We start from the raw sequence: 26,252 nt of genomic DNA, 5'->3' as shown, positions 1-26,252 counted from the left end.
ATCATATTCAATCGCATCAGGCTTATCAGTGGGTATGTGTTACAATAACTGAGCTGTAAAGCGCAAGAAGCCAATGATAAGTAGTGAGAAAGGATGAGCGCAAGTATCTATGGACTATCAACAGGTCACGACCCTTTTGCAAGAAGCCTACAATCGCGAGAATGCCAGCAAGCGCAACCAGACGAAGAAAGAGGATTGGAAGGTTGCCGAGCGGCAGGATTTTCTCGACCTCTTACAGCAAGAGGGGAAGCAAACACTGCTGGAGGTGGGAGCAGGAACCGGCACGGATGGCCTCTTCTTTCAGCAACAGGGTCTGCGCGTTGTCTGCACTGATCTCTCGCCCGCTATGGTCGAGCTATGCCGCGAGAAGGGCCTGGAGGCTCACGTTATGGATTTTCTGAGCCTGGATTTCTCCCCCGCCTCCTTCGACGCGATCTACGCGCTCAACTGCCTGCTCCACGTGCCAACAAAGGATCTCCCCAGTGTGCTGGAGAAGTTACGTGACCTCCTCCGCCCAGGCGGACTCTTCTTCCTTGGCGTCTACGGCGGCAATGAGCAGGAGGGTATGCATGAGGAAGACTCGCATAAACCATCCCGTTTCTTCGCCCATCACACCGACGAGTTCATGCGCGAGGCCGTCTCACCCTTTTTTGAGATTGTCTCCTTCAAGTCTTTCACCATCCCAGATTCAGATTGGCGCTTTCAGTCCCTGGTGCTCAAGCGCTAGTGTGTTTTGAGCTTCAAATCTCCATGAAAACCTCTTTTCATGGAGATGCTCTGGTTACGTTCCAAAGGTATGAGACTGGTTACTACAAAATATCCTCAACCGTTCTACGAACTGAATAGATAAATACCACTATAAGGCTACAGAACGCCGCTTATTGCCACAGAAACCAGACCTTTCTCAATTTTTTCATAGTAACCGGAGGTTATTTCATGTCCCTGACATCCCTAAAGCCCCAGGTGAGCGATGAACAAGCTCCCCCGGCCAAAGGGGCTCGTTTCCTATTAACCTGGCTGAAAAGCTGGGAGCTCTATGTTATTCTCCTATTAGCGATTCTCTTTCGCTTTTATTTGCTTAACACAACCGTATTTATGTATGACGAGGCGATTTTCTTTCGCCTGGCTCATGACGCCTTCGCACATGGACTCATCCCTATTACTAGTAGCCGAGCCTCGATAGGAAATTACAATTTCCCTCTCGTTGAATATATCTTTATGCTACCTGCCGCCTTTAGCGCAGACCCTATAAGTGGTGAAATCCTGGTCGCGCTCTTCAATGTCGCGGCGATCTTCCTTTCCTATTTCTTCACTCGGAAGTATTATGGACGGCTCGCCGCGATCATTGTCGCGTTGCTCTATGTCACCTCCGTTATGGCCCGGACATTTAGTCAAAACATTTGGAACCCCAATTTGATGCCACCCCTGGTGATGCTCTTCTTCTTCTGCCTGTTTCGTGGCGTCGTGACCAGGCGAGGCAACTGGCTCTTTCCAGCCCTCGTCCTGCTAGGTCTGCTCTATCAACTCCATGCCAGTTCATTACTCCTCGCCCTCCCCTTGCTGGTGGCCTGCGTCCTGGCTTATAAAACCATTCGCTGGTACGAAATTGTGCTGGCGGTGCCGGTCATCTTGCTACCCGTCTTACCCTTGATCTACTGGGAATCTCAGAACAATTTCAGAGATGTTCAGATCCTGCTCAACGCTTCACAGAGAACCGTTCTATTCGATACACAAACCATCGACTATTACAAATACTTACTCTCTGCCTATTTTATGAGTCCGACACTTTACATAAACCATCTACCAAACTATCCAACCTCGGTACTTGTCAGCACACCACTGCACTATTTGCAGCGTCCCCTCCGCTTTGAGACTGAGGTAGTGATGCCACTGCTCTTCGTGGTCAGCGCCATAAGCGCGTTGCTTACTGTCATCTGGCCCTCAAGACGTGAGCAGGCACCCCAGGTACACCAGGGCATCAAGGGACAGGTCTGGAGCTGGCTGAAGGATTTCTGGGCATCACCTGATCGCCAGGGTCTTTTGCTCCTTCTCATCTGGCAGATTGTTCTGCCCTTGACGCTACTAAGGCGTTCTATTCCTCTCTATCCACATTACTACATCATATACCTGCCAGGTCAGTTTATTCTAATTGCCATCTTTGTGGCCAGGGTTGTGAAGTTCCTGCAACAGTATCGCTCCCCATATACGACTATCGCACGCTTTAGCCTGCTAGGACTCGTTGCACTCATCCTCTTCGCGCAAACCCTGGGTATATCCATAATGATGATTGATACGGCTCAGGGCCGCTTCGATGCTCATGCCACCTACCCGGCCTTCCAGAATCTCTCATCTATGCAGTCAGCCTTAAATGAAGCAGATCAGTTTGCCCAGGCCCACCACATTCAGCGCATCTATATCTCGACCACCTACGCCGATGGGCAACCGCTAATCTACCTGGCAGAGCAACTGCACACTCCGACCACGCTCTATGACTCGACCATGTGTACCGTCCTGCCCGGCTCACAGGCTGGCTCAGTCCTCTATATCGCTGACCCGAGGAATGCTATTCAGAACCAGCTTATCCAGCAATATACCCACGCGACGCTTGTCGCCCGCCCGCCCCGCCTGGGCCAGCAACCCTACAATATGTATCAGCTGACCGCCCAGAACGAGCCTGCGCCCGTAGCGGGCACGTTCAGCAGCAATCTCAAGGCGTTAAGCTCCTCCGCACAGGTCCTGCACACGCCTGATAACCATCTCCAGTGGCTCTCAACCCGCTGGCAGGTTCAGCAGACCCAGCCAGCGGCGGCGCGCACCTTCTACAATACCCAGTTTCTCTTTGATCCCGCTGGCTCGGCCAAAGACAATCCCACCTGTCAGCTCACCGCTCTCAACCAGGGGGATCAGATCTTCACGCAGCAAGCCATTTCTACAACAGATCCTATACCAACCGCACTGACCTTCCAGGTACAGACCAATACCAGCGTGCCTGTCACCCGGCCACTGGGTCCCTTAACCCTTACCACCTATGACAACGTCCTACAGCACGTACAAACCTTACAGACCACAACAGGCCAGCAAAGCGTGACCATGCCTGTGATGACACAGTAAGCAAGCAAGCGCTAATTATGTACGCGCCTACGCTGGCGGGCATCTCCCCGGTTGCTAAGCAATATGCAACCTTTGCCTTTACCGGGCAACCCGCGTAGGTGCGTACGTAAGTAGCGCATTCCCCTACATAGGCGCCACATTTATGGCGCGCCGATTTATCCCATAGAGCACGATGCAACATTCAACGCGTCATGCTCTCCTGGGCACCATGCAAAGGAGGCAAGAAGTACAGGCAATTCTGCCTGCTTCATGTAGAGACGAGCGAACGCTACTTTTTGCTACAAATTATTGGCAGGGATAGAAGGCCACGGGGGCGCGACGCAGGACGTAAACCTTGCGCTGGCGCAGGAGGCGCACGCCCTTTGGTGTCGTGTTATAGCGCACATAGAGGTCGAGCGCCGCCCGGTCGCGAGCGGCCTCATATGGGCATGGCGGCAGGCGCCAGTTGCTGAGCATGGCCCACATCTGCTTCAGGTAGGCCTCAAAGTGCTCTCCATCGCGGAAGTACTCCTCGTAGAAGTACACCTTGGAGCTTACTGGGAAGAGTCCCAGACCCGCGTATGTGCTTATAATCAATTCGTGATCGGTGTAGTGGTAGGGCGTATAGTGCCTGCGGCCAAAGATCTCGCCCAGCGGATAGCCATCGAAGCCGCTGACAAACTCCTGCACCACCATGGCCTCCTGGCGCAACTTAGGCACAAGTTGCTCGGTGAAATTCGGCCCCCGGCGGCTAAAGGCCAGGTCAAAGGTAGCGTCCGGCAGACTGGCAATGGCTTCAGCATCGTAACTACTGCCATACACAGTAGTTATGTTCTCCAGACCCAGGCGCTCAGCGCGCAGGTGTGTGGCCGCCAGCAGCTCTTGATTTTGGTCCAGGCCCCAGATATGCTTCACCTTTGGCGCCAGGCGGCAGAGGGTCTGGCCCGCGCCACATCCCAGATCCAGCACCGTACTCTCCAGCGTGGCATACAGGTCCAGCAAGCGATCAACTTCAGCAGTGGGATTCTCGCCATAATACTCGACGAGAGCGGGGGAGACAGAGGAAGTGTAGCTAGTAAAGGCGCCATAGCGCTCGGCCAACTCGGCATCAAAATCAAACATGCATCAAACTCCAGTCATTGCTTAACACAGGAAGAGGGCACAACCAAGCAGCCCTCCTGCCAGAAGGAAAAGTAATAGCTCGCGGACACGCCTCATCTGTAGGGTCCATGCTGGCATGGACTCCTCTCCCAAACGGTCCGCGAGGAATTATTCCACTATAACCTCTCAAGAGGCATACAATGACTAAAGCAGCACCGTAAAGTTCCAGCCTTTCAATCTGTATACTCAAGTATAACACGAAAAAAAGCACCAACCGACCAGTTATATATGCACAAGTGCTAGTTGTCGTATCCCCCATTCAATTTCGTCGTCTCTCTCGGCAACTTGTGTGAGGACTCGTAAATCCTCCTCTATGCTATTGATCAGGTCAGGGGAGTAGTGTTGTTGGATAAATGGCTGGTGTTTCCAGGATTGAATATTCATCCAAAACATCATCGCGGCTTGTGCCGTCGTCACTTTGACGGCCTGCACCCGATTTCTATGTATTTGAAGGGATTCGCTTTGTGTTAGCGCCTCTAAGGATGGTCCTATGTACAGATTGTTTGCTTGATGAGCTAGCATGGTCTCAACGATCTCTAGATACTGGGCAAGCAATTTATGCTGTGTATGAATCCATTCCGTCTCTTCTATCAACAAGAAACCGCCTGGTTGCAGTTGTGTAGCCCAACGCTCAATGATAAATTGGGGCTGTTGGAGGTGAGTCAGCAGGAAGCGGCAGTAGAGCAGGTCCGCTGGACTGTAGGGAAAGGGTACAACAGTAATATCATGACAGGCAAACGAGATATGAGGCGTTGCAGTCTTTTGTGCAGAGGCGATAAAGCTTGGAGAGAGATCCAGGCCAATCACTTGTTTTGCTTGAAGCGTGTCTGCAAGCAGGTGTGTTGTGCAGCCTGGTCCACATCCCAGATCTATCACAAGAGAGGGCGTCTCCTCAAGGCACTCGCGCAAAAAGAGGCTTGTTGACGCAGAATATACTTCCGCGAGCACTTCTAGTCGCTGTCTGGCACGATCAGTGTGCGTAAAAGCGTAGGCCATCTATCCTCCTTAGAAAGAGAAAATCGCTTTATTTCCGGCAAAACTATCTTAGCACATCTGAACTTTGTTGGACTAGATTATCCGTGAGATTGGGTGTGCGACAACTTTTTGCAATGGGCACTCCACCCTCATAGACGCCCGATTTATCGCGCGTGAGGCAATAAATCGGGCGTCTATGATTGTTTTCCTACGCCGTTTGCTCCATCTTATCATATGCTGCGGACTTGCTGTACGCGGTCGTTTGCGAGGGCGGCCCGAACTTGCTGGAGGAGCTCGGCATACTCAATGCTTTGCGGTGTTGTGGTGTCGATTGCAATTACCTGGCCACCAAGCGCCATGGGCGTAAGCTCCCCTCGCAAGAGCCGTTCTTTGTTGTCTTCAAGCCATTCCAGGTCGCTGTGGCCTGCGTGGCGTTCCACGCTCTCCACACGTGCCAGGAAGCGCTCCAGCAGGACCTGGCCATCGGCCTTACAGAGAATCTGCAATGGCTCAAAGTCATAAGTGCTTTGCAGTTGCAGGAACTCGGCGCCCCTCAATTCTGGGCGCCCAAAGAAGCCTTCGATCAAAAGGGATTGCCCTGCTGCTAACAAGCGACCGGCAATGTAATAGAGCAGGGCGAAAGAGGCGGAGCCAAGCTGTGAGGGTAGCTCATTGTTGGCGCCTCCAAGGCCATCATGAAGGGTTTCAAATATCCCATCTCTGGAGAAGACTGGAAGGTGCGTATCCGCTCCCAGGCGCCTCGCCAGGGTCGTCTTTCCAGTTCCAGGGAGACCATTTACAATTACCAGCAGTGGCTTACCCATACAATTTCTTCACCTTTCTCTTAAAAAAGTATCAACTTCAAGACCTGGATCAACCTCTTTTCAACCTTCCTCGACGCACTATATCATCGAGGGACATAGGTAGAGAAAGTATATGTCAAATGCCAGAGGAAAACACCGGCATTTCGCCCGATGCGCCCAGATTGACGCTTATGCTATGCTACAAGAATGAGCAAAGCCTCTCCTGTATGTGATAGAATGAAGCGAACATAGAAAAAATGTTCATCAGGATAGAATAGCAGCCAGGAAGGCAGGGACAAAATGAGCCAACCCACACCAGATTCCACGACCGATCAGATTCTCCTGCGCGACGTGGTCGCGGACGACCTCCCTATTTTTTACGAGCAGCAGTTAGACCCCGAGGCCAACTATATGGCGGCCTTTACAGCCAAAGACCCAACTGACCGCGAAGCCTTTATGCACCATTGGCAGAAGATTCTCAAGGATGAGAGCAACACGATTAAGACTATTATTTCTGGGGAACAGGTGGCAGGAAGCGTCTCGAGCTATCGAGATGAAGAGATGGAGGGGCCAGAGGTCACCTACTGGCTTGGCAAGTCCTACTGGGGCCAGGGCATCGCCACCCAGGCCCTGGCGGCCTTTCTGAAGATTATGCAAGTACGCCCCATCTTTGCCCGCGTGGCGAAGGATAACCTCGCCTCACGCCGCGTTTTGGAGAAGTGCGGCTACACCATCTGCGGCGAGGGCAAGGGCTATGCCAACGCCCGTGGCGCGGAGACCGAGGAGTTTATTCTGCGCCTGGAAGTTTGAAGCGCAAGAATCAGATAGTCTCCCATTCATTTCTGCCGTATGCTTGGCACATGTAGAGGCCATGCTGGCATGGCCTTATACCACACCTGAAACATGTAGGGGCCATGCTGGCATGGCCTCTCCTCGCATAAGCACAAAGAATGGAGCTATCCTAATGCATAGAGTCATCGAACCGAAAATTCTCTACTTTGGCACGCCCGTCGTCCTCATCAGCACACGCAATCCAGATGGATCGTTCAATCTCGCCCCGATGTCCTCAGCCTGGTGGCTGAACCAATCATGCATGTTGGGAATGAGTGGGAGATCAAAAACGGTGGAGAATCTGCTGCGTGAGGGTCAGGGCGTGCTCAATCTCCCCTCGACCGAGCTTGTCGGCGCTGTCGACCAGCTGGCCCTCACCACGGGACGCAATCCCGTGCCTGAATCCAAGGCTGAGATCGGTTATCGCTATGAGCCGGACAAGTTCGGCCTCTCAGGCCTAACCCCCATCCCTGCGGACCTCGTCAACGCGCCACTCGTAGCCGAATGCCCGGTCCAACTGGAGGCGCAGGTCGAGCAGGTACATGCCTTTGACGAGCAGAATGGAAGCATCAAGGCTATCGAGATGCGCATTCTCCGCGTCCACATCGCGGAAGACCTCCTCGTCCCCGGCACGGATAACTATATCGATCCCGAGAAATGGAGCCCCCTCATCATGAACTTCTGCGAGTTCTTCGGTCTCAGCGGCAAAATCCACCCCTCCCGCCTGGAGCCCGCCTTCTACGGCCTCCCACGCAAAACAGAACCAGCCTTGCACAACTCCGTGCAAGCATAGTCCTAAATTATGAAGCCCGAAATTTGACAAATAACATTTGCATTCTTTGCATCCTTATATTACCATACTGTTCTCCCTATGCACATCGTTCCTTTGGCCGATTTTTTCTGCTGCTTCTCGCCGTATACTCTAGTTGAGGCTGAGGAAACGATGGGGACCCGTTGTCCTCTCCAGATTAAAACGCTTCGCGAGCAAATTATATACATACGCTATTTATGAGCAAGAGGAGTCATAATGACGGCAGGTAAAAGGCTGAGCTTTGGCATCAAAACGGTACCACAGCATACGACATATGAGGATATGCTCCGCGTCTGGCAGGAGGCCGATAGTATCCCATCCATTGAACACGCCTGGCTTTTCGACCACTTTATGCCCCTGGGGAAGGATTTCACAGGACCCTGCCTGGAGGGTTGGACGCTGCTGGCAGCCTACGCGACTGTAACCAAACGCGTACGCCTGGGCCTGATGGTGACGGGTAATACCTATCGGCATCCGGCTGTGCTGGCCAATATGGCTGCCACAGTGGATATTATTTCAGGGGGTCGCCTGGATTTCGGTATTGGCGCGGGCTGGAATGAGCGTGAGCACAGCTCCTATGGTATCCCCCTTTACTCTACTGGAGAACGTATACGGCGCCTTGGCGAGGCGTGTGAGATCATTAAACGGATGTGGACCGAAACCGCGCCAAGCTATGAAGGCAAATACTATCAAATTAAAGACGCTTACTGTGAACCCAAGCCCATACAGAAGCCTCATCCACCCTTTGTTATTGGCGGAGCGGGTGAGAAATTGACGTTACGCATCGTTGCTCAGTACGCCTCTATCTGGAACTTTGTCGGCGGCGACGCTGCAATGTTTCAGCAGAGGAGCGCTGTCCTCGATAACCATTGTGCCGCCATTGGACGAGACCCACAAACAATTCAGCGCTCAATAGGGGTACTGGTCTATCCCGAAGACCTGGAGGAAACTCGCAACCAGGTACGCAGCTATGCCCAGGCTGGCGCGACACATCTCATTCTGAGTTTGCGCGCGCCTTATCCAGAAGGGATCGTCCACCGCCTCGATAAAGAGATCATTAAACCTTTGAAAGCAGAACTTGAAGCATAGGCTTCGATTCTTCGAGAAGGATTATCTCTGTAAAAAAGAGAAAAAGGCTTGTACAATAGAGCAGATTATTAAGGGTGTGTGGGTGGACAACGGCAAAGCCGTTGTCCACCCACACACCCTTACCCTTGAGCGCCGCAGGCGCGAAAGCTTATGCAAAGCGATAAATTAACGCCCTAAACTATCTTGACAAAAGAGCCTCTCGTCGTATATGGTACAGCTATTAAATATCGCTACTATGATCTTATTCCGAAACCCAACGCCACTAGCGTGTCTAGCGCTTCGCGCTCAGGGTTTTCGGATAAGTAGTATGTAGCATTACCACAAAAGAATGGAGAATCACATGCGCCAATTCAACAATATAAACAAGGAGATGAAAATGAGAAAAGAGCACATACAGAGGATTCTACTGAATGACAACAGTGAACATTGGGATCGTCGCGCACGTGGACGCGGGAAAGACCAGCCTGACGGAGCGCATACTGTTTGAAACCCATGTCATCGACGCCATTGGTCGCGTTGACCAGGGCAATACCCAGACCGATTCACTAGACCTGGAGAAGAGACGAGGCATCACGATTAAAGCCTCGGTCGTTTCCTTCTCTATACAAGATAAAACGCTAGATAAAACCCTTAAAATCAACCTGATTGATACCCCCGGGCACGCAGACTTTATTGCAGAGGTTGAGCGTTCCTTCAGCGTGCTAGACGCGGCGATTCTGGTGATATCCGCCGTGGAGGGGATTCAAGCGCAAACCAAGTTCCTCATGTCCCTCCTCACCAGGCTTGGTATTCCCACGATCATCTTTATCAACAAGATTGATCGAAGCGGAGCGCAGTCCCATACCCTCGTCAAGCATATCAAGGAGAAGCTCGCGGAATCGGTGCTTCCCCTCTATACCCCCGAAAATCTCGGCACAAAGCAGGCCTTTATTGTCGAAAATAGCTTTAGCCACGCCAAAAATCCAGCCTTCATGGAGGAGTGCATCGGGCTGCTCGCGCTCAACGACGAGGCCTTCCTTGAGGCTTACGTCAACGAAGAGCAAGTGGCGGAAGAGCAGGTCAAAGAGGCACTGCAGCGCCAGGTTAGAGATGCCAGACTATACCCCATCTTCTTTGGCTCAGCTATGACCGGGATCGGCGTCTCGGAACTGCTTACGGGCATCGCAACCTTCTTCTCAGAAAATCCCAGGTCAGAGGATGGCCCTTTATCCGGGGTCGTCTTCAAGATTGAGAAGGAGGCATCGGGCGAGAAGATCGCCTATGTGAGGGTATTCTCGGGCAATATGCATGTCAGAGAGTATGTGCCTGTGAGCCGAAAAATCAGCGAGAGCGAGGTTGAAACTCACACCGACAAGGTGAAAAAGCTGCATGTCTTCTGGGAAGGGAAAACGCTTCAGTCCTCCAGCGTCGAGGCGGGCGAGTTCTGCAAGGTCTGGGGGCTGAAGGACATCAAAATTGGTGATGTCGTGGGGGAGCGGTCCGACAGCATCAAAGACCTGCATTTTGTGGCCCCGCAAATGGAGGCGCGTATCGAAGCCAGGCACCAGGAGCAGAGTCACCAGCTCTATCAAGCCCTGCTGGAGCTATCGGAAGAAGATCCGCTGGTCAAGGTACTGCAAGATACCTTTCATCATGAGATCTACCTGCGACTCTTTGGCGAGGTACAGAAAGAGGTCATCGAAACGATGCTTCAGGAAAAATATGGCCTGGATGTGCAGTTCTCAGAGACAAGGGTTGTCTGCATCGAAAAACCTGCCGGGACCGGGCAGAGCCTGGAGGAGATGGGAAAAGGAGGAAATCCCTTCTATGCAACCGTTGGCTTCAGGATCGAACCAGCGCCCCCTGGCAGCGGCATCAGCTATAGGCTAGAGGTCAAGCTGGGTGCGCTCCCCCTCGCCTTTCACCGGGCGATTGAAGAGACAGTCTACGAGACCTTGCAGCAAGGACTCTACGGCTGGGAGGTTACCGATATTGTCGTAGTCGTGACGCATACTGGCTACAGCAGCCCTGTCTCAACGGCGGCCGACTTCCGTAATCTGGTGCCACTTGTGGTGATGGAGGCACTTTCCCAGGCGGGTACCGGGGTCTATGAGCCCCTGAACCAGTTTGAGTTGAGCGCCCCCGCCCATGCTATCAGCCAGGCGCTGTTCAGGTTATCAGCGCTCAAGGCAAGCGTGGAGAGACCAATCCTGCGCGGCGACACCTTCCTCTTGACGGGTACGCTGCCTATGGCAACGACGGAGGAGTTTAAAAGAAGCCTGCACTCGTTCACCGAGGGCGAAGGCATTTTCCTGACGAGGCCTTCCGGGTTTCGCAAAATAGAGGACGCCTTCCCCACCAGGAAACGTGCCGACTTCAACCCCTTAAACCGCAAGGATTACATGCTGCACATCCTGCACACGTATTAAATAAGTTGTTTCCCAAATGCATTGTTGGGTCCAGGCCAGCCTGGACCCAACAATGCATTTGGGAAACAACCTGTACTATTTTTCCCTACAAACGCCAGATTTTGAGGTTGGAGAAGCTTACCTCGGTGGGGCTGCTTTTGGTATAGGCGGTCAGACCAAGCGTACCTTCAGCATAGGTGCTGTCATAAAGAGTATCTACAAATTTTCCATTAGCGTATATATCAATGGCTGATTTATGCGCAATGATCATGACTGTATTCGTTTGCTCTAGCCCGGGTTTAAGCTCTTGCGAGCGAAAGCCTGACGCCAGCGAACGCTTATACTTACCACCACTGTAGATCTCAACGCGATAGATTCCTTGCGTATTGTAGAGAAAGGTATAGTAATCGCCTGTGCCTGGGTGGCGGAAGGCGATGCCAGCCCCTTCACCTTGTAGGATCGAAATATCGACTTGCATAGCAAAATCGCTATAGCTCGTCTTCTCCATACATGTGTATATGTACTTCAGTTTTACCGTTGTTACATGATATGAGCCCCCCTTAAACTCACAGGCATAGGGATGGCCATCAGAAACTGGTGCGCTCGCCTTCCAGGGGCTAGTTGTGCTATCTAACGCCGAGGTCGTTGTCGGAGATAAGGACTGTACTCCTGAGTAAAGGGAGTTGGGATCATCCCATTGAAGGGCTTGAACGGCCTGGTTTCTCTGATTGCTCTGGGTGACAAAATAAGTTATGCCACCACCTGCAAGCACAATCAGCGCGATCACTGTCACCAGCGTGACGATGAGAACAGTCTTGTTACGACGGCGAGGCTGAGTTGGCGCTGCCCCGGCGAAATATGGAGTGTAGGCGCTCTGCGTGGCATATGGATTGTTGGCATTGGGTGGGAAGCCCGGCGCGGGGTAGCCAGCATAGGGAGTACCAGGGGCAGGCGTTCCCGGCGTGGGCGCGTAAGCCGTCGCGGCGAGCGGAGCCTGGGCATTCTGAAGTGAACCAGCGTACTCCTGATACATAGCGGGCTCTCCGTACTCTTGATAAGATGGAGGAGCCTGGAAAACCTCTGTCGGCGCGGATGCCGCATGGGATGCTCCCTGCTCCTGGTCGAAAGGAGAACTTTGAAATATCGCAGATGGCGTAGGCGCCGCCTGGGGAGCGGGTGCAATCGAGATTCCACACTCCGAGCAAAACCTGGCTCCCTCAGGCAATTCACTATGGCAATTCTGGCATTGCATAGATGTTCTGTTCCTTCACAAATAAATACATGCATAATGGAAACTCATCCACATAATTATGTCATATATCTGTTTGCTTGTATATAATGAAGAACATAGATTTTCTGCAACTCAGGTGGCTTGCTATCGTGTAGCACATCTCCAGGCCTCATCGTTTTCTACTCCTCACTCGTGATGTACTTGAGTGTTTGCACATAACATTGTTGGGTCCATGCTTGCATGGACTATGGAGCAAGAGAGGAAGAGGAGATGATTCAGCACCCTGCCTTCAAAGTGGAGGAGTGGAGCGTACGCGAGACAAAGCTGCATTTGGATGTCCTGGCACAGACGGAGTCTATTTTCGCGCTCTCAAATGGACATATCGGGCTACGCGGCAACCTGGATGAGGGCGAGCCTCACGGGCTGCCCGGCAGCTATCTAAACTCTGTCTACGAGCTGCATCCCCTCCCCTACGCGGAGAGCGCTTACGGCAACCCTGAGTCCGGGCAGACGATCATCAATGTTACCAATGGTAAACTTATCCGCTTGAATGTAGAGGATGAGCCATTCGACATCCGCTATGGTACCATCCATAGTCATGAGCGCGAACTAGACTTAAGAAATGGCGTCCTGCGCCGTAGCGTATGCTGGACCTCGCCCGCTGGGCAAACGGTAAAGGTAACCTCCACCCGGCTGGTATCCTTTACCCAACGCGCCATAGCGGCGATCAACTACGAAGTCGAGCCAGTAGATACGCCCATGCGCATCGTGCTCCAGTCCGAACTAGTCGCCAACGAAGAAATATCCACAAAACAGGATGACCCACGCGCGGCAAGCACGATTACCAAGCAGTTGGTGAGCGAGGAGAACCACGCCAAAGGGATGCTTGGGCTACTGATACACCACACCCAGGAGAGTGGCCTGCGCATCGGGGCAGCGATGGATCATGTGATCGAGGGGCCAGAGGAAATGGCCGTTGATGCCGATAGTTCGCACGATATCGCGCGTTTAACTGTAACGGCACAGGTGAAGCCAGGCGAGAAGATCCGCATCGTCAAATTTATCGCCTACGGCTGGTCGAGCCTGCGCTCTCGGCCTGCCATCCACGACCAGGTCATTGCCGCGCTCTCGGCGGCACGCTTGACGGGTTGGGAGGGCTTGCTGGCGGAACAGCGCGCCTACCTGAATGCCTTCTGGGGGCGGTCCGATGTCGAGATCGAGGGCGATCCCCAGATTCAGCAGGCGGTACGCTTCGCGCTCTTCCACGTCCTGCAAGCCGGTGCCAGAGGCGAGCACCGACCCATTCCGGCCAAGGGTCTGACCGGTCCCGGCTACGACGGGCATACCTTCTGGGATACCGAGATCTTCGTCCTGCCAGTCCTGACGTTCACCCAGCCCTCCGTGGTGGCCGATGCCCTCTACTGGCGCTACTCTATTCTGGACCAGGCCCGTGAGCGCGCGCGACTCCTTGGTCTGAAGGGTGCGACCTTCCCCTGGCGCACCATCGCGGGCGAAGAGTGCTCTGGCTACTGGCCCGCGAGCGTCGCCGCCTTCCATATCAACGCCGATATCGCCTATGCGGTCGTGCACTATGTAGGGGCCACCAATGACCTCAAATTTGAGCAAGAGGTTGGCCTGCCCCTGCTCGTGGAGACCGCCCGGCTCTGGCGCTCGCTTGGCTGCGAAGATGCTGAAGGCAAGTTTCGCATAGATGGCGTGACCGGACCAGACGAGTATAGCGCCCTGGCCGACAATAATGTCTATACGAATCTCATGGCACAGCTCAACTTGCGCGCCGCCGCCGAGGCGGTCGAACGCCACCCGAAGGCCGCGCATAAGCTCAACGTCAAGGATGAGGAGGTCAAGAGCTGGCTTAGTGCCGCTGAAAACATGCTCTTGCCATACGATAAGCGCCTCAAGGTGACGCCACAGGACGAGAACTTTACGAAACACGAGGTATGGGACTTCTCACAGACGAAAAAAGATGACTATCCTCTCTTTCTCCACTACCACTATGTCCATCTCTACCGTAAGCAGGTCGTGAAGCAGGCCGATCTCGTGCTCGCCATGCAGCTCTTCAGCAGTGCCTTTTCTGCCGAACTCAAGGCACGCAACTTCGCCTACTATGAGCCGCTCACCGTGCGCGATTCCTCGCTCTCAGCAAGCACCCAGGCCGTGCTCGCCGCCGAGGTTGGCCATCTCCAGCTCGCCTATGACTACCTGGGCGAGGCCGCGCTTATGGACCTGTATAACCTGGAGCATAACACCCAGGACGGGCTGCACATGGCTTCACTGGCTGGAAGCTGGACCGCCCTCGTCGCGGGCCTGGGCGGCCTGCGCTGTCAGGATGGCTCGCTCACCTTCGCGCCCCACCTGTCTAAGGGGATTACACGCCTGGTCTTCCGCATCTGCTTCAAGGGCCGCTGCCTGCTCGTCGAAATCAAGCCGGGCGAGGCCAGTTACCGCCTGCTGGACGGAGACCCCCTGCAAACCTGGCATCACGGCCAGAAGATAACGCTCTCAACCAAAGAAGCCACAACCCGTCCCATCCCACCCATCAAGGCTGGGGCACCACCCAGGCAACCGGCGGGACGCGCACCAGCCCACCGAGAGGCAGTTTACGATTCTTCTAGCGGCTCCTCAAATTCAATGTCGTAGTAGACTTCATCCATGCTCAGCTCCAGGTCCAGGCTTGTCAATCTTACAACCTGCCCGCGCGTATAGTCCCTGATAATTCCACCTTTGCCCTGATCGAAAGTAAACGCGTACCTCTTGAGCAAACTGGTTTACGAACACTATCTCTTCGATGCTGCTGCTGGCCATATAGTCCTGGAGCTTCTGGTTCTTATCCTTGTACTCAGTTGATGGAGAATGGACTTCTACCACCTCTCAGGGTTTATCGCCATACTATCCTCCTCCTCATACACAATACTGCATCAAGTATAACATATGGTATGATAATACGATGGCTACTGCGCTGCTGGCACGGCGCTGCTAAAGCACGCGCCTACATATCATGGTACGAAGTATGCCGTACCATGATATGTAGGCGCGTGCTTTAGGTATCCTACAAGGCTCTAGCGCTAATCCTCGGTCTTTGATGTCGCGTAAGGACACTTCTGCTCTGCTGTTGCTTCTGTCGTCGACGCTGGCGAAGCATGGTTGGTGCTTTTGCGCTTATAGCGAATATAGGTTTTTTCAGGCCGGGCGGCGCCCAGGCCGTAATCCACGCGAGGATCTTTTGTGATTAGCTCAAGATCAAACTGCTGGAACAAAAGCGCGGTAATAATCATCATCTCGTTGTTGGCAAAGTTCATGCCTGCGCATTTATGCGTTCCACCGCCAAAGCCAATTAGAGAGAAGCGATGCTGGCGATCCTCTTCCCGGCCGGGAGCGTAACGCAGTGGATCATAGGTAGCAGGGTCCTGGAAGAGATCTGGCAGCCGCTGGGCAATGTCCGCCGCGACCATCAAATTCCATCCCTTGGGAATCCGATACTCGCCAACCTGAATGTCTTCTTCGGCTCTACGCGCAAGCACATCGGCAGAGGGATGCATCCTGGTTGTCTCCTGAACGGCCCAGAAGGTATGTTTCATGGAACTGAGGTTTTTGGCCGTGAGGGCTTCACCTGGAGGAAAGCGGTCGGCAATCTCTTGTTGGAGCAGTTGCAAATACGAGGGCGTCTGTAAGAGCTGAATAATAGTCCAGGCAGCCTGGCCAGCGGTTGTTTCATGCCCAGCAAACATCAGTCCCATAATGGTTGCGATAACCGCGTCATCCTCCATTGGTGTGCCATCTTTATACGTGGCTGTAGCGAAGTCCAGCAGGAAATCATCATACTGCTCGGGATGGGCACGCCGCTCGACGACAAAGGGCCAGATCATTTCGCGTAGCTTCTTCTTGGCCCGATCACGGCGAATGAATTTTGGCAAGGGCAAGTAAGGTGGGAGAGCAGGGTCAATGGCTTTGCCCAGTATCAGATACAACTTCCAGAACTCTGGCCCCAGACTATCGCGAAAGTCTTTACCCATCAAAGCATGCGCGGCCACATTCTGCACAACCTGCGTCACGGCGGCCCTCAATTCCAGCTCTCCCTGCTCCCCAAGGGTATCAAGCCACTGCTGGACCTCCAATTGCATAATACCGAGATACTTGATCATTCTTTCGCTCTTAAAAGGTTTGAGCAGAATGGGGCGCTGCGCGAAATATACCTCTGGCGGTGCAGTAAACCCGACCTCGCCCAGGGCCGCCTTGAGATAGGCATAAGATTTATGCATACTCAGTTTTTTGTCCGTCTCAGTAAAGAAAATCTGCTGATACTCTGGACCTATCAGAAAGGCCACCGGCTGACCGAGCAGGCGAATGCCAAACACAGGACCCAGGCTATCAAATCCTCTCTGCAAGAGACCGTGACGATCTTTCATAAACTCAAGCAAGTTGCCAACCACAGGCGAACCAGGAAGCATTGGAGGAGTAGAATTCATAAGTTGCTCCTTCACAGCCGTTAAAGGGATATCGATCTGCCGTTACAAAATACAAAGTCCTGTATATGATAGTACCATATGTTGCTAACTTTATCACGCGTAAGGATATTATAATAAGGTTTAGTTCGTATTTCTTGCCACTAATAAGGAGTAATTTCGTGTCTATTACACGCTCTCCCTTCCGCGGCATGGTTGATGTGCCGCGCATCCTACCCCTGGTCGCCGCTATGCCGCTCTCCTCTCGCCACGTGGTTGACTTGCCCTGGCGCTTGAGTACACCGCGTATGCAAGAGGGACGCGACGCTGTTCTGTGGGAGGACACCCTGGGACAAATTGTAGGCTTCGCGGCCTGGCAGTATTACTGGGCCGCGCTCGACTTCTTTATCTTGCCGGGACCCACGGCACAGCAGGTTGAGCAAGATATCTTCGCCTGGGCTGAGGAGCGCTTTCAAGAATTGGACGCGGAGCGCGGACGACCTCTCCCCTACTGGGTCGAGTTTCGCGATGACGACCTGGCACGGCGCGAGCTAGTCGAGGCCCGTGGCTATCTGCTGGACGAAGGGGATCACTATGTGGCGCTTGAGCATCCGCTGACAGATCTCCCACTAGTTCCAGCCCTACCCGAGGGCTTTACCCTGCGCCCACTCGCGGGCGAGCAGGAGGTCGCGGCCTATGCCGAGCTTCACCGGGCGGCCTTCGAGAGCACCTCCATGACGCCAGAATGGCGAGCACGCACGCTCCAGATGCCCCAGTACCGGCCCGAACTCGACATAGTCGTGAGCGCCCCCGGTGGCGAGCTGGCGGGCTTCTGTGTTGGCTGGCTGGCGCCTGAGCGCGGCGTGGCCCAGATCGAGCCACTGGGCGTCCATCCACGCTATCAGCACCTGGGCCTCGGGCGCGTCCTCCTGCTGGAGATGCTGCACCGTTTCCAGGCGCATGGAGCAGAAAAGGGCCTCGTTGAGACAAACCTTGAGCGCACCGCCGCCCGCAAGGCCTACGAGTCGGTTGGCTTCTCCCAGGGCCACATTGTCTACCATCAGGGCAAATGGATGACAAATGTGTAGAGTTCATGCTAGCATAAACCCTACAACTTAACGGATGCTACAAACAGGCATTGGAGGTATGATGTCCGATACACTTACGACAATTCACGACGTTCAGGTTCTCGTCTGCGCGCCAGAGGGAGAAAAACTACGAAGCGAACAGGATGCTGTGGAACTGATTGGTGAGACCTTTCAGCAAGGGGTAGAGTGGATCATTGTACCAGTAGAGCGCCCTGAAGATGATTTCTTCCAGCTCAAGACCCGACTTGCAGGTCACTTCATTCAGAAATTCGTCACATACAGGCGCCACCTTGTAATCCTGGGCGATATAGCTAAATACGCAGCTCAGAGCCGCGCATTCAACGATTATGTCTACGAAACGAATCGTGGCAACGACGTATGGTTTCTGCCCGATATGCAAGCACTCGAAGATCGGCTAAAGCGCATGCAGCAAGGTTGATACGTGAACAAAGCAGAGGTAAACAAAGATTATTAAGAGGGGGACAGATCTACTCACCTCCAATCAAGGAATGCTCGCTGGATTGGAGATGAGGTTTCCCCGCGGTGGCGCACAGGACGCGCGTTTGATGAGGGGGGTGGCAAGTTCAATACGAACGCTCTCGACCGGCTCACCAGCTATCAAACGCAACAACAACTTGGTCGCGACACGCCCCATCTCTAATAGGGGCTGGTGGATAGTCGTCAAAGCAGGCGTCACCCATTCCGCGTAAGGCATATTGTCAAATCCAATCACGCTCATCGCTCCTGGGACCGCTATGCCACGCTCAAATAATGCTCTATACACGCCGAGACACTGCTCATCACTCCCTACAAAGATGGCTGTAGGCATTTCTGGCAACGCAAGAATCTGCATCATCTCTTGATATGCCTGCTCGGCATGAAAATCAGCAAAATGGATCAGCGCTGGATCAACAGGGACGCCTGCCTCTTGTAGGGCGTGACGATATCCAGCAATCCGATCTTGTGTGCAAGGATGGTCAGGCAGACCCATCAGGGCCACGATACGACGATGGCCCAGAGATAACAAATACTCGGTCGCTAGTTTTCCACCAGACCAGTTCGTCGCGCTCACCGAAAGATCTTCTGGTCCCAATTCTCCAAAGGGATCCACGACAACGAAGGGAATACCACGACGGGTTAGTTCTTGTAGGTAGAGAGACCGCTTGTCAGCGAGAACCAGGACTGCTCCATCGATCGCCCCTTCGGATAGTCTCTGCCGCCACTGCTGCTCTCGTTCTCTAAGGGCATGGGTTGAGGCAAGCACCATGCGTACCTCTGTAGGCAAGAGGGCCTCTTCGACGCCGCGCAAGATCTCGAACGCATAGTAACTGTTCAGTTCTTGCCCAACGAGAAAATCGATCTGCCCGCTGTTTCCTTTTCTTAGCGAGCGGGCTGCTTTATTAAGCATGTAGCCTCGTTCCGCCATCACCCGCTCCACGCGTTCACGGGTAGTTGGGGCCACATCCGTGCGCTGATTAATCACTTTCGAGACCGTCGCAACCGAAACGCCAGCCACAGCAGCAATCTGTGCCATTGTCAGCGGCGGCTCTTCTGGAGATTTCGCCATCTCACACCTTTTCGATAACCATTTCGACAGTATATTTGACAGTGTAGCGCACTACCTCCAATACTGTCAAACAATCTTTCTTCCTCTTCAAGGCTTCTCAAAAGTTCTTTTTGCTTTCGCGCCTGCGGCGCTCAAGGGGAAGGGGATGTGGGTGGGAAACGGCAAAGCCGTTTCCCACCCACATCCCCTTCCCCCGAGGCGAGCGGAGCGAGCCGAGGCAAGAACTGGAATGTTCTGGTAAACAGAATACTCTCCTTGACAGCCGATTTTCTCCATGCTATGCTCTAAAAAACATAAAATTATCGCAATGGATTTCGACACACATTTAAGCAAGAGGGAATATCTTTCATGGATAGCACTCCATCTACACTACCTAAGCGTCGCTTGCAGGGCTTGATGCTATTTAGCATACTCGCGACTCTACTCTCAACTCTCTTTCTTGAAGCACTCGATAACACAATGGTTGGCCCCGCGCTACCACAGATCATTCATCAGTTTCACGGTGCTGATCGATATAGCTGGGTTGCAACGGCCTATCTCCTCTCCTCTACTATCGTAATTCCTGTTGTTGGCAAATTCTCGGATCAGTTTGGACGCAAGTGGCTTTTGCTTGGTGGGGCCTGTCTCTTTCTCCTGGGGTCGCTCCTCTGCGGAATTTCGCAAACGATGGATCAACTCATTGCTTTTCGCGCCTTGCAGGGCCTGGGGGCTGGTATGGGGATTACCCTGGTGGCGACACTCATCGGCGACATCTTTCCACCTGAAGAACGGGCTAAGTGGCAGATGAGCGTCAATATCGTCTATGCGCTTGCCAACCTGGTCGGACCAGGGCTGGGTGGCTGGTTTACCGATCACGGCCCCCTGCTTACCCCGTTCGTTACAAATATGACACGGTGGCGCTGGATCTTCTACTTAAATCTCCCACTCGGCATTATTGCCCTGACTACCTTGCTCCTGTTATTGCCCTCAGACATCTCGGAACGCAGCCCCAATCCCGATGGGCGCTCAACATTCAAGCGCATCGATATTACTGGCTCACTCCTATGTATGAGCGCCACCACATGCCTGCTGCTGGGACTTACCTGGGGAAGCAGCCAGCCCTCGGCCTGGGCTTCACTGCAAGTGGATGGCATGCTAGTTGCCGCTGCCATGCTTTTATTGCTCTTCCTATACGCTGAACATCGCGCTTCAGAACCAATTCTGCCTCTGCATCTTTTCCGCAACCAGGTCTTTGCAGCAGACGCAGCCCTGGCTCTGCTGGTATATATGATCCTTCTTGGCCTGGCGATCTATCTACCACTCTCCCTGCAAGTAATATGGGGTCTATCAGCCACTAGCGCGGGAATAAGCATCACGCCCTTTCTCCTCTCCATCACCGGGGGAGCAACCCTCGCTGGCTGGTTGATTGCCATACGCAAACGTTACCAGGCAATACTTATTGTGGGCATAAGCATTATGGCCTGTGGGGTCTTTTTTCTGACACGTACAGCGCCTCCAACTAATCTCCTGGCGATGATCATCTGTATGGTTTTGGCGGGACTTGGCATTGGCTCGATTTTCTCCGTACTCTATCTCGCGGCCCAGAACGTGTTGCCATTGACACAACTGGGCGTGGGCAGCGCGGTCATACGCTATCTCGGTCAAGTTGGTTCAACGCTAGGAGTAGCTCTAATAGGCGCTGTAGTCAACCAATCTCTCATAAGTTCTGGCAAGCAAACAACTGCGACATTCATGATTGCTCTCCAGCATGGCTTCCTAGCTGTACTGGTCTTCTGCGCTATCGCTCTGCTGGCGGCCTGCTTCCTGAAAGATCCTCCAACACCTGGGCAAACAACAAGCCATGAGGACCCATGGGCAAACAAGAAGCAAATTTGAGCTTTAACCATTCATGCCGTTTTGTAGCTCTTGCTTGGACACATGTTTTGAACGTTTGTCACTGGTAATTACTTTTGCATCTTAATATACTATATCTTGTATAATGTATTCTCCTTCTTAGACTTCTCTCGTGTGCCGTTGCTCGTATATCTCCCCAATACAAGAGCAAGAGAGGTGTCTCATGCCCTCGGATGAATTGATCCACTACGTCAAGCTAAAGGAATTGCATACGTGGTGGTATCAAATCAGTGTCTTCTCCTGTGGTCTTTGTTCTCATGTATGTACAGACTGTCGTCAGGCGTTACAGCTACCCAGTAATAATGTACTGAATCTACACGGCTACTCAGAGCAAGATATTCAAGAAGTTTCCAACCGTATTAAGGCTGCAAGGATTGCACTTCAGTGTAGATGAATTTGCGCTAGGCCATGAAGACGAAGGAGATAAATAAGCAGTGGAAGACCCTGGCGTCACGCCAGGGTCTTCCACTGCTTGTCACCTTATTATAGAAAATAACAATATACTTTCTGAGCGGACTGGTTAAGCTTTACGCCGGCGGAAGAGCGCCAAAAGAATGAAGCCCCAGAGAGCGGCACTTATCAGAGAGAAAAGAAATGTCACCCTGTCGTAGAACGCCGAAAGCTGTGCAGTTCCCCTTTTATTCCCAAAAGTGATCTCCTTCTCCAGAGGTCGGGCGAGCAAGTCTTCGAGAAACAGCGTGCGCAATGCCTCAAGCGTGGCTCAGTCTGCTCTTGACACGTACAGCTCTTTTTCACCAACTTCAACTCAACGCAAAAGAGGCAGCTATCTCGGGCCGCCAAAGTCGGGGCATGACATCAGCTCATCCGTGCTTGCTCCGGTTGATCGCCTCGAATTGTGCCTTGCCCTTCTTCTCTAGCCAGGTCTCAAAATTCATTAAGCCAGGATGCAGTTTGCGCAGAGCAGCGATATCCGCTTTGAAGCCACTCTCATTGATAAAGTCACAAGCGCGGGCGAGCTCCGCGTTTTGCTGGCGAACGGTCTCAATGGAAATGTGAACATAGGAGATGTGGCGCCCCGTCGCACGAGTGATGGCAGTCGCGATTTGCGGTGGGGTCGGAGTATCGCCTACCAGTTCAATGACTCTGCCAAGATAGTCGTCGGGGGAATCGAACGCGAACGCGGCAAACGCCCCAATATCATCTACTGCAATCAATGGATAAGCTGTGTCCGGCTTGATCGGGATGGCAAGCGTGTCGCCCGAGACGCCGTAGAGTGGATGGGTAAAAGAGTCCATAAATCCGGCAGGCCGCAAAATGGTCGCTGGCAAGCCAAGCTTGCGAATATGTTGCTCGATCTCCCACTTGCCAACATTGACGCGGCGGCGGAAAAGTTCCTCCGCACTGCCAATAGATGTATACACAAAATGCTGAATGCCGACAGCCTGTGCCACATCGGCGACGCCTTTGCCTTGATGGGCCTCGTCATCGCTATGGGGCTGGACACTAAAAACGCCATAGACGTTCTGCATGGTTGCCTCTAATGAGGCAGGGTCATTGATATCACCCTGGACAATCTCCACACCTGCCGGAAGTAGGATTTGCGCAGCAGCGGCATGGGGATCGCGGACAAGCGCCCTGACTTTCCGCCCTTTTGCAAGCAGATGGTCGTTGATGTCGGATTTCTTCTCCACCCCACACCAGGCATTGAAAGTAGCCTCATCACAACTGATGAGTTGTGCGTGCTTGTGCCACCAGGACATCGCCTGCACAACCAGTGTGCGATCAAGCCTGGCGAATTATGGGAAGAATCGTTTATCATGTCGAAAACAGGATGCGCGTTTCTGCAGATGATCGGCTTTCCGCCTGGCAGGACCGATCCGCATATTCGCTATCATGCCAGCGATGCCACAACCATTTTCGCGATGGTTCGTGAGGGGCTTGGAATCACACTCTTACCACGTACCATGCTCCCTGAAAAGCGTGAAGGAGTTGCGGCCCTTCCACTCGACCCACCACAACAGTTTCAGATTGGACTAGGGGTACAGTCACAAGAAGCAGCCTCTCCAGGAGCAAAGTTGTTTGTTCAAACGGCATTGACCTGGCTGCAAGAGCAACTATCACAGCTTCCTAGCGCTCGTTGAGCGGGGAGAGATATTGCCTCCTTCCGTGTCCTGGCTATTTTCATTTCCATGACCTCGTTGCGCATAGAAGAAAGAAGTTTTCCCCAATGGAGACAGGATATATTTCGGCTGCATGTTTTTTCCTTACTAAGGCTACAATTCAATAGAAGAGAGTATGTTCATATTACCCCCCAGGACCTCAAGCTGCTTGAGCCGCAGCTTGAGGTGGTCAAGGAATTCAGAACGCGTGAACTGGTCGGGTTTTCCCGCTTTCCATTCTGGATGCGTGTGCTTTATCGAACGATGGAGGTCAGCCCTGCGCCGCGCAGGATGGACCATATACTTGTCTACCGATTTTAGCTCATGCGTGTTGAATCCCTCGGAAACTGCTCAGCCTCCTGGCAAAACAAGCGGCGTCACGTCTCTCCCCGTTACAAGCTGTTGTACTCTCGTACCAGGCTGTTGCCGAAACATCCCATTCGCATGGCTATGGCTTGAGGGAGAGCACCGCTTTGCCATGCTCCAAATCGACAGGCACCGAGTTCTGATGATGCACGATCAGCCACTTGCCGTTGATCTTACGGAAGCAGGCGGTCCAACGCAGCCAGAGAGCGGTCTTCTGCCCATTGGTCCTGGTTCCGCTTATCCGGTTGAGGCTGTAGGTGAATGCAACGTCATCGCCCACAGTGATGTTGAGGTCGTGAAATTCATAGTCTATCGGCCCCTGGAACGACGAGAATACCTCTTCCCAAACTTTCCTGAATGCATCTGCTCCTATGTATTGCAGCGGTGGCACGATGTCGAACGACACGACCTCCTGCGCGTAGATAGACATGACGCCTTCGATGTTCTTGTCATGAAGCGATCTGATGCAATCGTCTAGGAGTCCTTGGATTGCTGCTTCCTCGTTTTTCTTGTTTTCTTCGACTGCCATAGTTTCCTCGTTTTTCTTGTTTTCTTCGACTGCCATAGTTTCCTCCTGAGAAGACGCCTGATATGAACCGCAAGTTCTCGTGGTGATTGGCCCTCGAATCCAGTGTCTGGACGAGGTTGAAACCACAAGACGTTGACAGTTCAGATGAGAACGAGAAACAGGCGTCTCTTCCAGGACTCAATTCTCACGCTCAAAACGATCTGTTTTTGGCGATACTCCTGAGATACATATCATTCTCGCAGGATTCCACCAGGAGGGCTAACGCGAACCTCTCTTTCTAGATCCTTCAAACAGAAGACAGAACAGGTGCCCGGATTGTGACAGCAGGGCAGCTTCTTTTTTCAAAAGGACGTCGCGTAACAAGAAGAGGGCGGCCTAAGATGTTAGCGAAAATGTGCAGGAAGCCTGGATTAAGCTCAGAATGGTTGAGGGAGCCCAGGAGACGTGGAAAAACCTCTCACGAGAAGTGGTTTTTTCACGTCTCTGGGCCTCGAAAATTTACTCCACCGCTGGATGTTCGATGAGCCAGAAAAACACCAGGCTGAATTGGATACATCGCAAGATGCGGGTGCATTCATTATGGGGAGCAACATGTTTGGCCCAAAAGAAAAGCGAGGGAGCACCGACTGGAAGGGCTGGTGGGGAGAGAATCCACCCTACTATGCTCCTGTCTTTGTATTGTCTGAAAATCGGAGAGACCCTTATGGGCCTGCTGAACGTTTTATGAGAAGCAAACAGACATGCTTTCCTGACGATATGTCAGGAAAGCATGTCTGTTTGCTTCATGTGGATGGGACAGAACAATTCAAAAGCACCTCTTGCTTAAAATGGGAAAGGTGTCTTTGCCAACTCCCTACTTCTCCTGCCTGCTGAGATCCATTACCCAGTTTGTCTCCCAGGTGTTTCCTCCATCCACGGAAAACGCCTGCTCCCAATGGCACGACGTAGGGGTAATGTCCGACCAGAGCCACCGACACAAGATGTGCTTGCTCTCAAAGGTTTCGTGCGCATAGAATGCTCCACGCCCTTGGTGAAATCCGCCAATCATCGGGAGAGTATAGGTCCCCTGGGCTCCTTCTGCCGTTCCTCCTGCATAATAGATGCTCCACTCCCCTGACTCGGGGTCAAAGAGGCGCGTCGAAAAAGCTTCCACCGTACCCGTTGCTCGATACATGTTGACCTCGCTGACACTGCCCCACCCCGCCAGGATCTTGTGATCCACCGCTGTTCCCTCAAAATCTTCCCAGGATACGGAACCCTTGAGCCACTCCCGTAGCCGTCGATGGTGGATATTCCACCGTCCAATGATAAAATCAAAATCAGTTCGTCCATCCTGGGACGCTCCATGTGACGCGGTCATTGTATTTCTCCTCTGTCAAACGACCATTTTCACGTTGGGTCGTGTAATCCATACACGACAGTCTCCCTTGTAAAACTGAAATGGCTCGCGACGCAACGCGAGCGCGCTCTCCTGCATGCGAGTAGTGCTCTGTTCAAACATACCTTTATGCAGTGCTTCGCGCATCCAGAAAAAGCTGCCATTGTTTAAGCAGGCTCAGGGCAAAAATGTCATGCACCACAAACGGATCGCGCGCAAACAAGTCAACGACTATTTGCTCGCTTTCAGCCTCAACGACGACCAGTGATCCTGTGGCATCGGCGAAGGGGCCACCAAGAACCACCATCCCGCTTTCAAAAAGCTGGTCCATGAAGTCGGCATGTTGCGCCCAATATGGCTGTTCACGCACCGTTTTGCCCTTCATCCAGGCCGACCCAGGTATCCAAAGGAGAACGAAAGTGTTGTTCATGCTCTTTCCTTGTTTTGGTAGTGAGTTGCTGCTTGCTTCTCTT

22 protein-coding genes are annotated in these 26,252 nt (G+C 52.9%); 11 read left to right on the top strand and 11 right to left on the bottom strand.

The features are described from left to right. The first annotated feature begins 109 nt into the window (after positions 1-109). Both JMJ16_RS06080 and JMJ16_RS06075 read left to right on the top strand, forming a co-directional pair. Positions 110-727 carry a bifunctional 2-polyprenyl-6-hydroxyphenol methylase/3-demethylubiquinol 3-O-methyltransferase UbiG gene (locus JMJ16_RS06080; RefSeq protein ID WP_201379287.1) on the top strand — a complete coding sequence of 206 codons (618 nt, stop codon included), beginning with the start codon at positions 110-112 and terminating at the stop codon, positions 725-727. A 209-nt stretch (positions 728-936) separates the two neighbouring features. Continuing rightward, the gene (locus tag JMJ16_RS06075) at positions 937-3,111 is read left to right on the top strand and encodes a glycosyltransferase family 39 protein (protein ID WP_201379285.1); all 2,175 of its coding nucleotides are present in this window, start codon (positions 937-939) and stop codon (positions 3,109-3,111) included. Between the two features lie 285 nt (positions 3,112-3,396). Here the strand turns inward: JMJ16_RS06075 and JMJ16_RS06070 are convergent, their stop codons facing one another. The 3 genes from JMJ16_RS06070 to JMJ16_RS06060 form a co-directional block, all read right to left on the bottom strand. Further along, entirely contained in the window at positions 3,397-4,212 is an 816-nt protein-coding gene (locus JMJ16_RS06070; protein WP_201379283.1) for a class I SAM-dependent methyltransferase, read from the bottom strand. Between the two features lie 261 nt (positions 4,213-4,473). Then, positions 4,474-5,247 carry a trans-aconitate 2-methyltransferase gene (locus JMJ16_RS06065; RefSeq protein ID WP_201379281.1) on the bottom strand — a complete coding sequence of 258 codons (774 nt, stop codon included), beginning with the start codon at positions 5,245-5,247 and terminating at the stop codon, positions 4,474-4,476. A 209-nt stretch (positions 5,248-5,456) separates the two neighbouring features. Beyond that, positions 5,457-6,050 (bottom strand): AAA family ATPase, encoded by a 594-nt coding sequence (locus tag JMJ16_RS06060; RefSeq protein WP_201379279.1) that lies wholly within the window; start codon positions 6,048-6,050, stop codon positions 5,457-5,459. Positions 6,051-6,329: 279 nt separating this feature from the next. Between JMJ16_RS06060 and JMJ16_RS06055 the strand changes: the two genes are divergently transcribed. The 4 genes from JMJ16_RS06055 (at position 6,330) to JMJ16_RS06040 (ending at position 11,168) form a co-directional block, all read left to right on the top strand. Then, entirely contained in the window at positions 6,330-6,839 is a 510-nt protein-coding gene (locus JMJ16_RS06055; protein ID WP_201379277.1) for a GNAT family N-acetyltransferase, read from the top strand. Between the two features lie 154 nt (positions 6,840-6,993). Further along, a complete protein-coding gene (locus JMJ16_RS06050; protein WP_201379275.1) occupies positions 6,994-7,653 on the top strand; it encodes a flavin reductase family protein in 660 nt (219 codons plus the stop codon). 234 nt (positions 7,654-7,887) lie between these two features. Next, positions 7,888-8,760, top strand: coding sequence for an LLM class F420-dependent oxidoreductase (locus JMJ16_RS06045; RefSeq protein ID WP_201379273.1), 873 nt, complete (start codon positions 7,888-7,890; stop codon positions 8,758-8,760). Positions 8,761-9,170: 410 nt separating this feature from the next. Beyond that, positions 9,171-11,168 (top strand): translation factor GTPase family protein, encoded by a 1,998-nt coding sequence (locus tag JMJ16_RS06040; RefSeq protein ID WP_201379272.1) that lies wholly within the window; start codon positions 9,171-9,173, stop codon positions 11,166-11,168. Positions 11,169-11,253: 85 nt separating this feature from the next. On the opposite strand, the gene JMJ16_RS06035 is transcribed toward JMJ16_RS06040, so the two are convergent. Next, positions 11,254-12,399 (bottom strand): zinc-ribbon domain-containing protein, encoded by a 1,146-nt coding sequence (locus tag JMJ16_RS06035; protein ID WP_201379270.1) that lies wholly within the window; start codon positions 12,397-12,399, stop codon positions 11,254-11,256. 249 nt (positions 12,400-12,648) lie between these two features. Here JMJ16_RS06035 and JMJ16_RS06030 point away from each other — a divergent pair, with 249 nt between their 5' ends. Continuing rightward, positions 12,649-15,036: a glycoside hydrolase family 65 protein gene (locus JMJ16_RS06030; RefSeq protein WP_201379268.1), complete on the top strand. Its 2,388-nt coding sequence runs from the start codon at positions 12,649-12,651 to the stop codon at positions 15,034-15,036. Positions 15,037-15,042: 6 nt separating this feature from the next. On the opposite strand, the gene JMJ16_RS56740 is transcribed toward JMJ16_RS06030, so the two are convergent. Next, positions 15,043-15,264, bottom strand: coding sequence for a Uma2 family endonuclease (locus JMJ16_RS56740; protein WP_201379266.1), 222 nt, complete (start codon positions 15,262-15,264; stop codon positions 15,043-15,045). A gap of 197 nt (positions 15,265-15,461) precedes the next feature. Continuing rightward, positions 15,462-16,862, bottom strand: coding sequence for a cytochrome P450 (locus JMJ16_RS06020; RefSeq protein ID WP_201379264.1), 1,401 nt, complete (start codon positions 16,860-16,862; stop codon positions 15,462-15,464). A gap of 158 nt (positions 16,863-17,020) precedes the next feature. Between JMJ16_RS06020 and JMJ16_RS06015 the strand changes: the two genes are divergently transcribed. Then, on the top strand, positions 17,021-17,926 hold the full coding sequence (locus tag JMJ16_RS06015) for a GNAT family N-acetyltransferase (protein WP_236601219.1): 906 nt from the start codon (positions 17,021-17,023) through the stop codon (positions 17,924-17,926). Positions 17,927-17,984: 58 nt separating this feature from the next. Then, complete coding sequence (locus JMJ16_RS06010; protein ID WP_236601218.1) at positions 17,985-18,365, top strand: DUF4180 domain-containing protein; 381 nt, start codon at positions 17,985-17,987, stop codon at positions 18,363-18,365. 63 nt (positions 18,366-18,428) lie between these two features. On the opposite strand, the gene JMJ16_RS06005 is transcribed toward JMJ16_RS06010, so the two are convergent. Further along, positions 18,429-19,493 (bottom strand): LacI family DNA-binding transcriptional regulator, encoded by a 1,065-nt coding sequence (locus tag JMJ16_RS06005; protein WP_201379262.1) that lies wholly within the window; start codon positions 19,491-19,493, stop codon positions 18,429-18,431. A 348-nt stretch (positions 19,494-19,841) separates the two neighbouring features. Between JMJ16_RS06005 and JMJ16_RS06000 the strand changes: the two genes are divergently transcribed. Continuing rightward, positions 19,842-21,368: an MDR family MFS transporter gene (locus JMJ16_RS06000; RefSeq protein ID WP_201379260.1), complete on the top strand. Its 1,527-nt coding sequence runs from the start codon at positions 19,842-19,844 to the stop codon at positions 21,366-21,368. Positions 21,369-22,207: 839 nt separating this feature from the next. Here JMJ16_RS06000 and JMJ16_RS05995 read toward each other — a convergent pair. Beyond that, a complete protein-coding gene (locus JMJ16_RS05995; protein ID WP_236601217.1) occupies positions 22,208-23,107 on the bottom strand; it encodes an NmrA/HSCARG family protein in 900 nt (299 codons plus the stop codon). Here JMJ16_RS05995 and JMJ16_RS05990 point away from each other — a divergent pair. Beyond that, complete coding sequence (locus JMJ16_RS05990) at positions 23,009-23,488, top strand: LysR family transcriptional regulator substrate-binding protein (protein WP_201379256.1); 480 nt, start codon at positions 23,009-23,011, stop codon at positions 23,486-23,488. The genes JMJ16_RS05995 and JMJ16_RS05990 overlap by 99 nt on opposite strands. A gap of 466 nt (positions 23,489-23,954) precedes the next feature. Here the strand turns inward: JMJ16_RS05990 and JMJ16_RS05985 are convergent, their stop codons facing one another. The 3 genes from JMJ16_RS05985 to JMJ16_RS05975 all read right to left on the bottom strand — a co-directional run bounded on the left by JMJ16_RS05985 (position 23,955) and on the right by JMJ16_RS05975 (position 26,209). Then, a complete protein-coding gene (locus JMJ16_RS05985) occupies positions 23,955-24,437 on the bottom strand; it encodes a nuclear transport factor 2 family protein (RefSeq protein WP_236601216.1) in 483 nt (160 codons plus the stop codon). An 817-nt stretch (positions 24,438-25,254) separates the two neighbouring features. Beyond that, positions 25,255-25,761 carry a hypothetical protein gene (locus tag JMJ16_RS05980; RefSeq protein ID WP_201379254.1) on the bottom strand — a complete coding sequence of 169 codons (507 nt, stop codon included), beginning with the start codon at positions 25,759-25,761 and terminating at the stop codon, positions 25,255-25,257. Positions 25,762-25,906: 145 nt separating this feature from the next. Further along, positions 25,907-26,209, bottom strand: a complete 303-nt coding sequence (locus JMJ16_RS05975; protein ID WP_201379252.1) for a YciI family protein — start codon at positions 26,207-26,209, stop codon at positions 25,907-25,909. Positions 26,210-26,252 lie beyond the last annotated feature (43 nt).

It is taken from the genome of Ktedonobacter sp. SOSP1-52 (assembly GCF_016587395.1).
The sequence above is the reverse complement of the archived record's forward strand: the minus strand, read 5'-3'. Positions and strand labels throughout refer to the sequence as shown.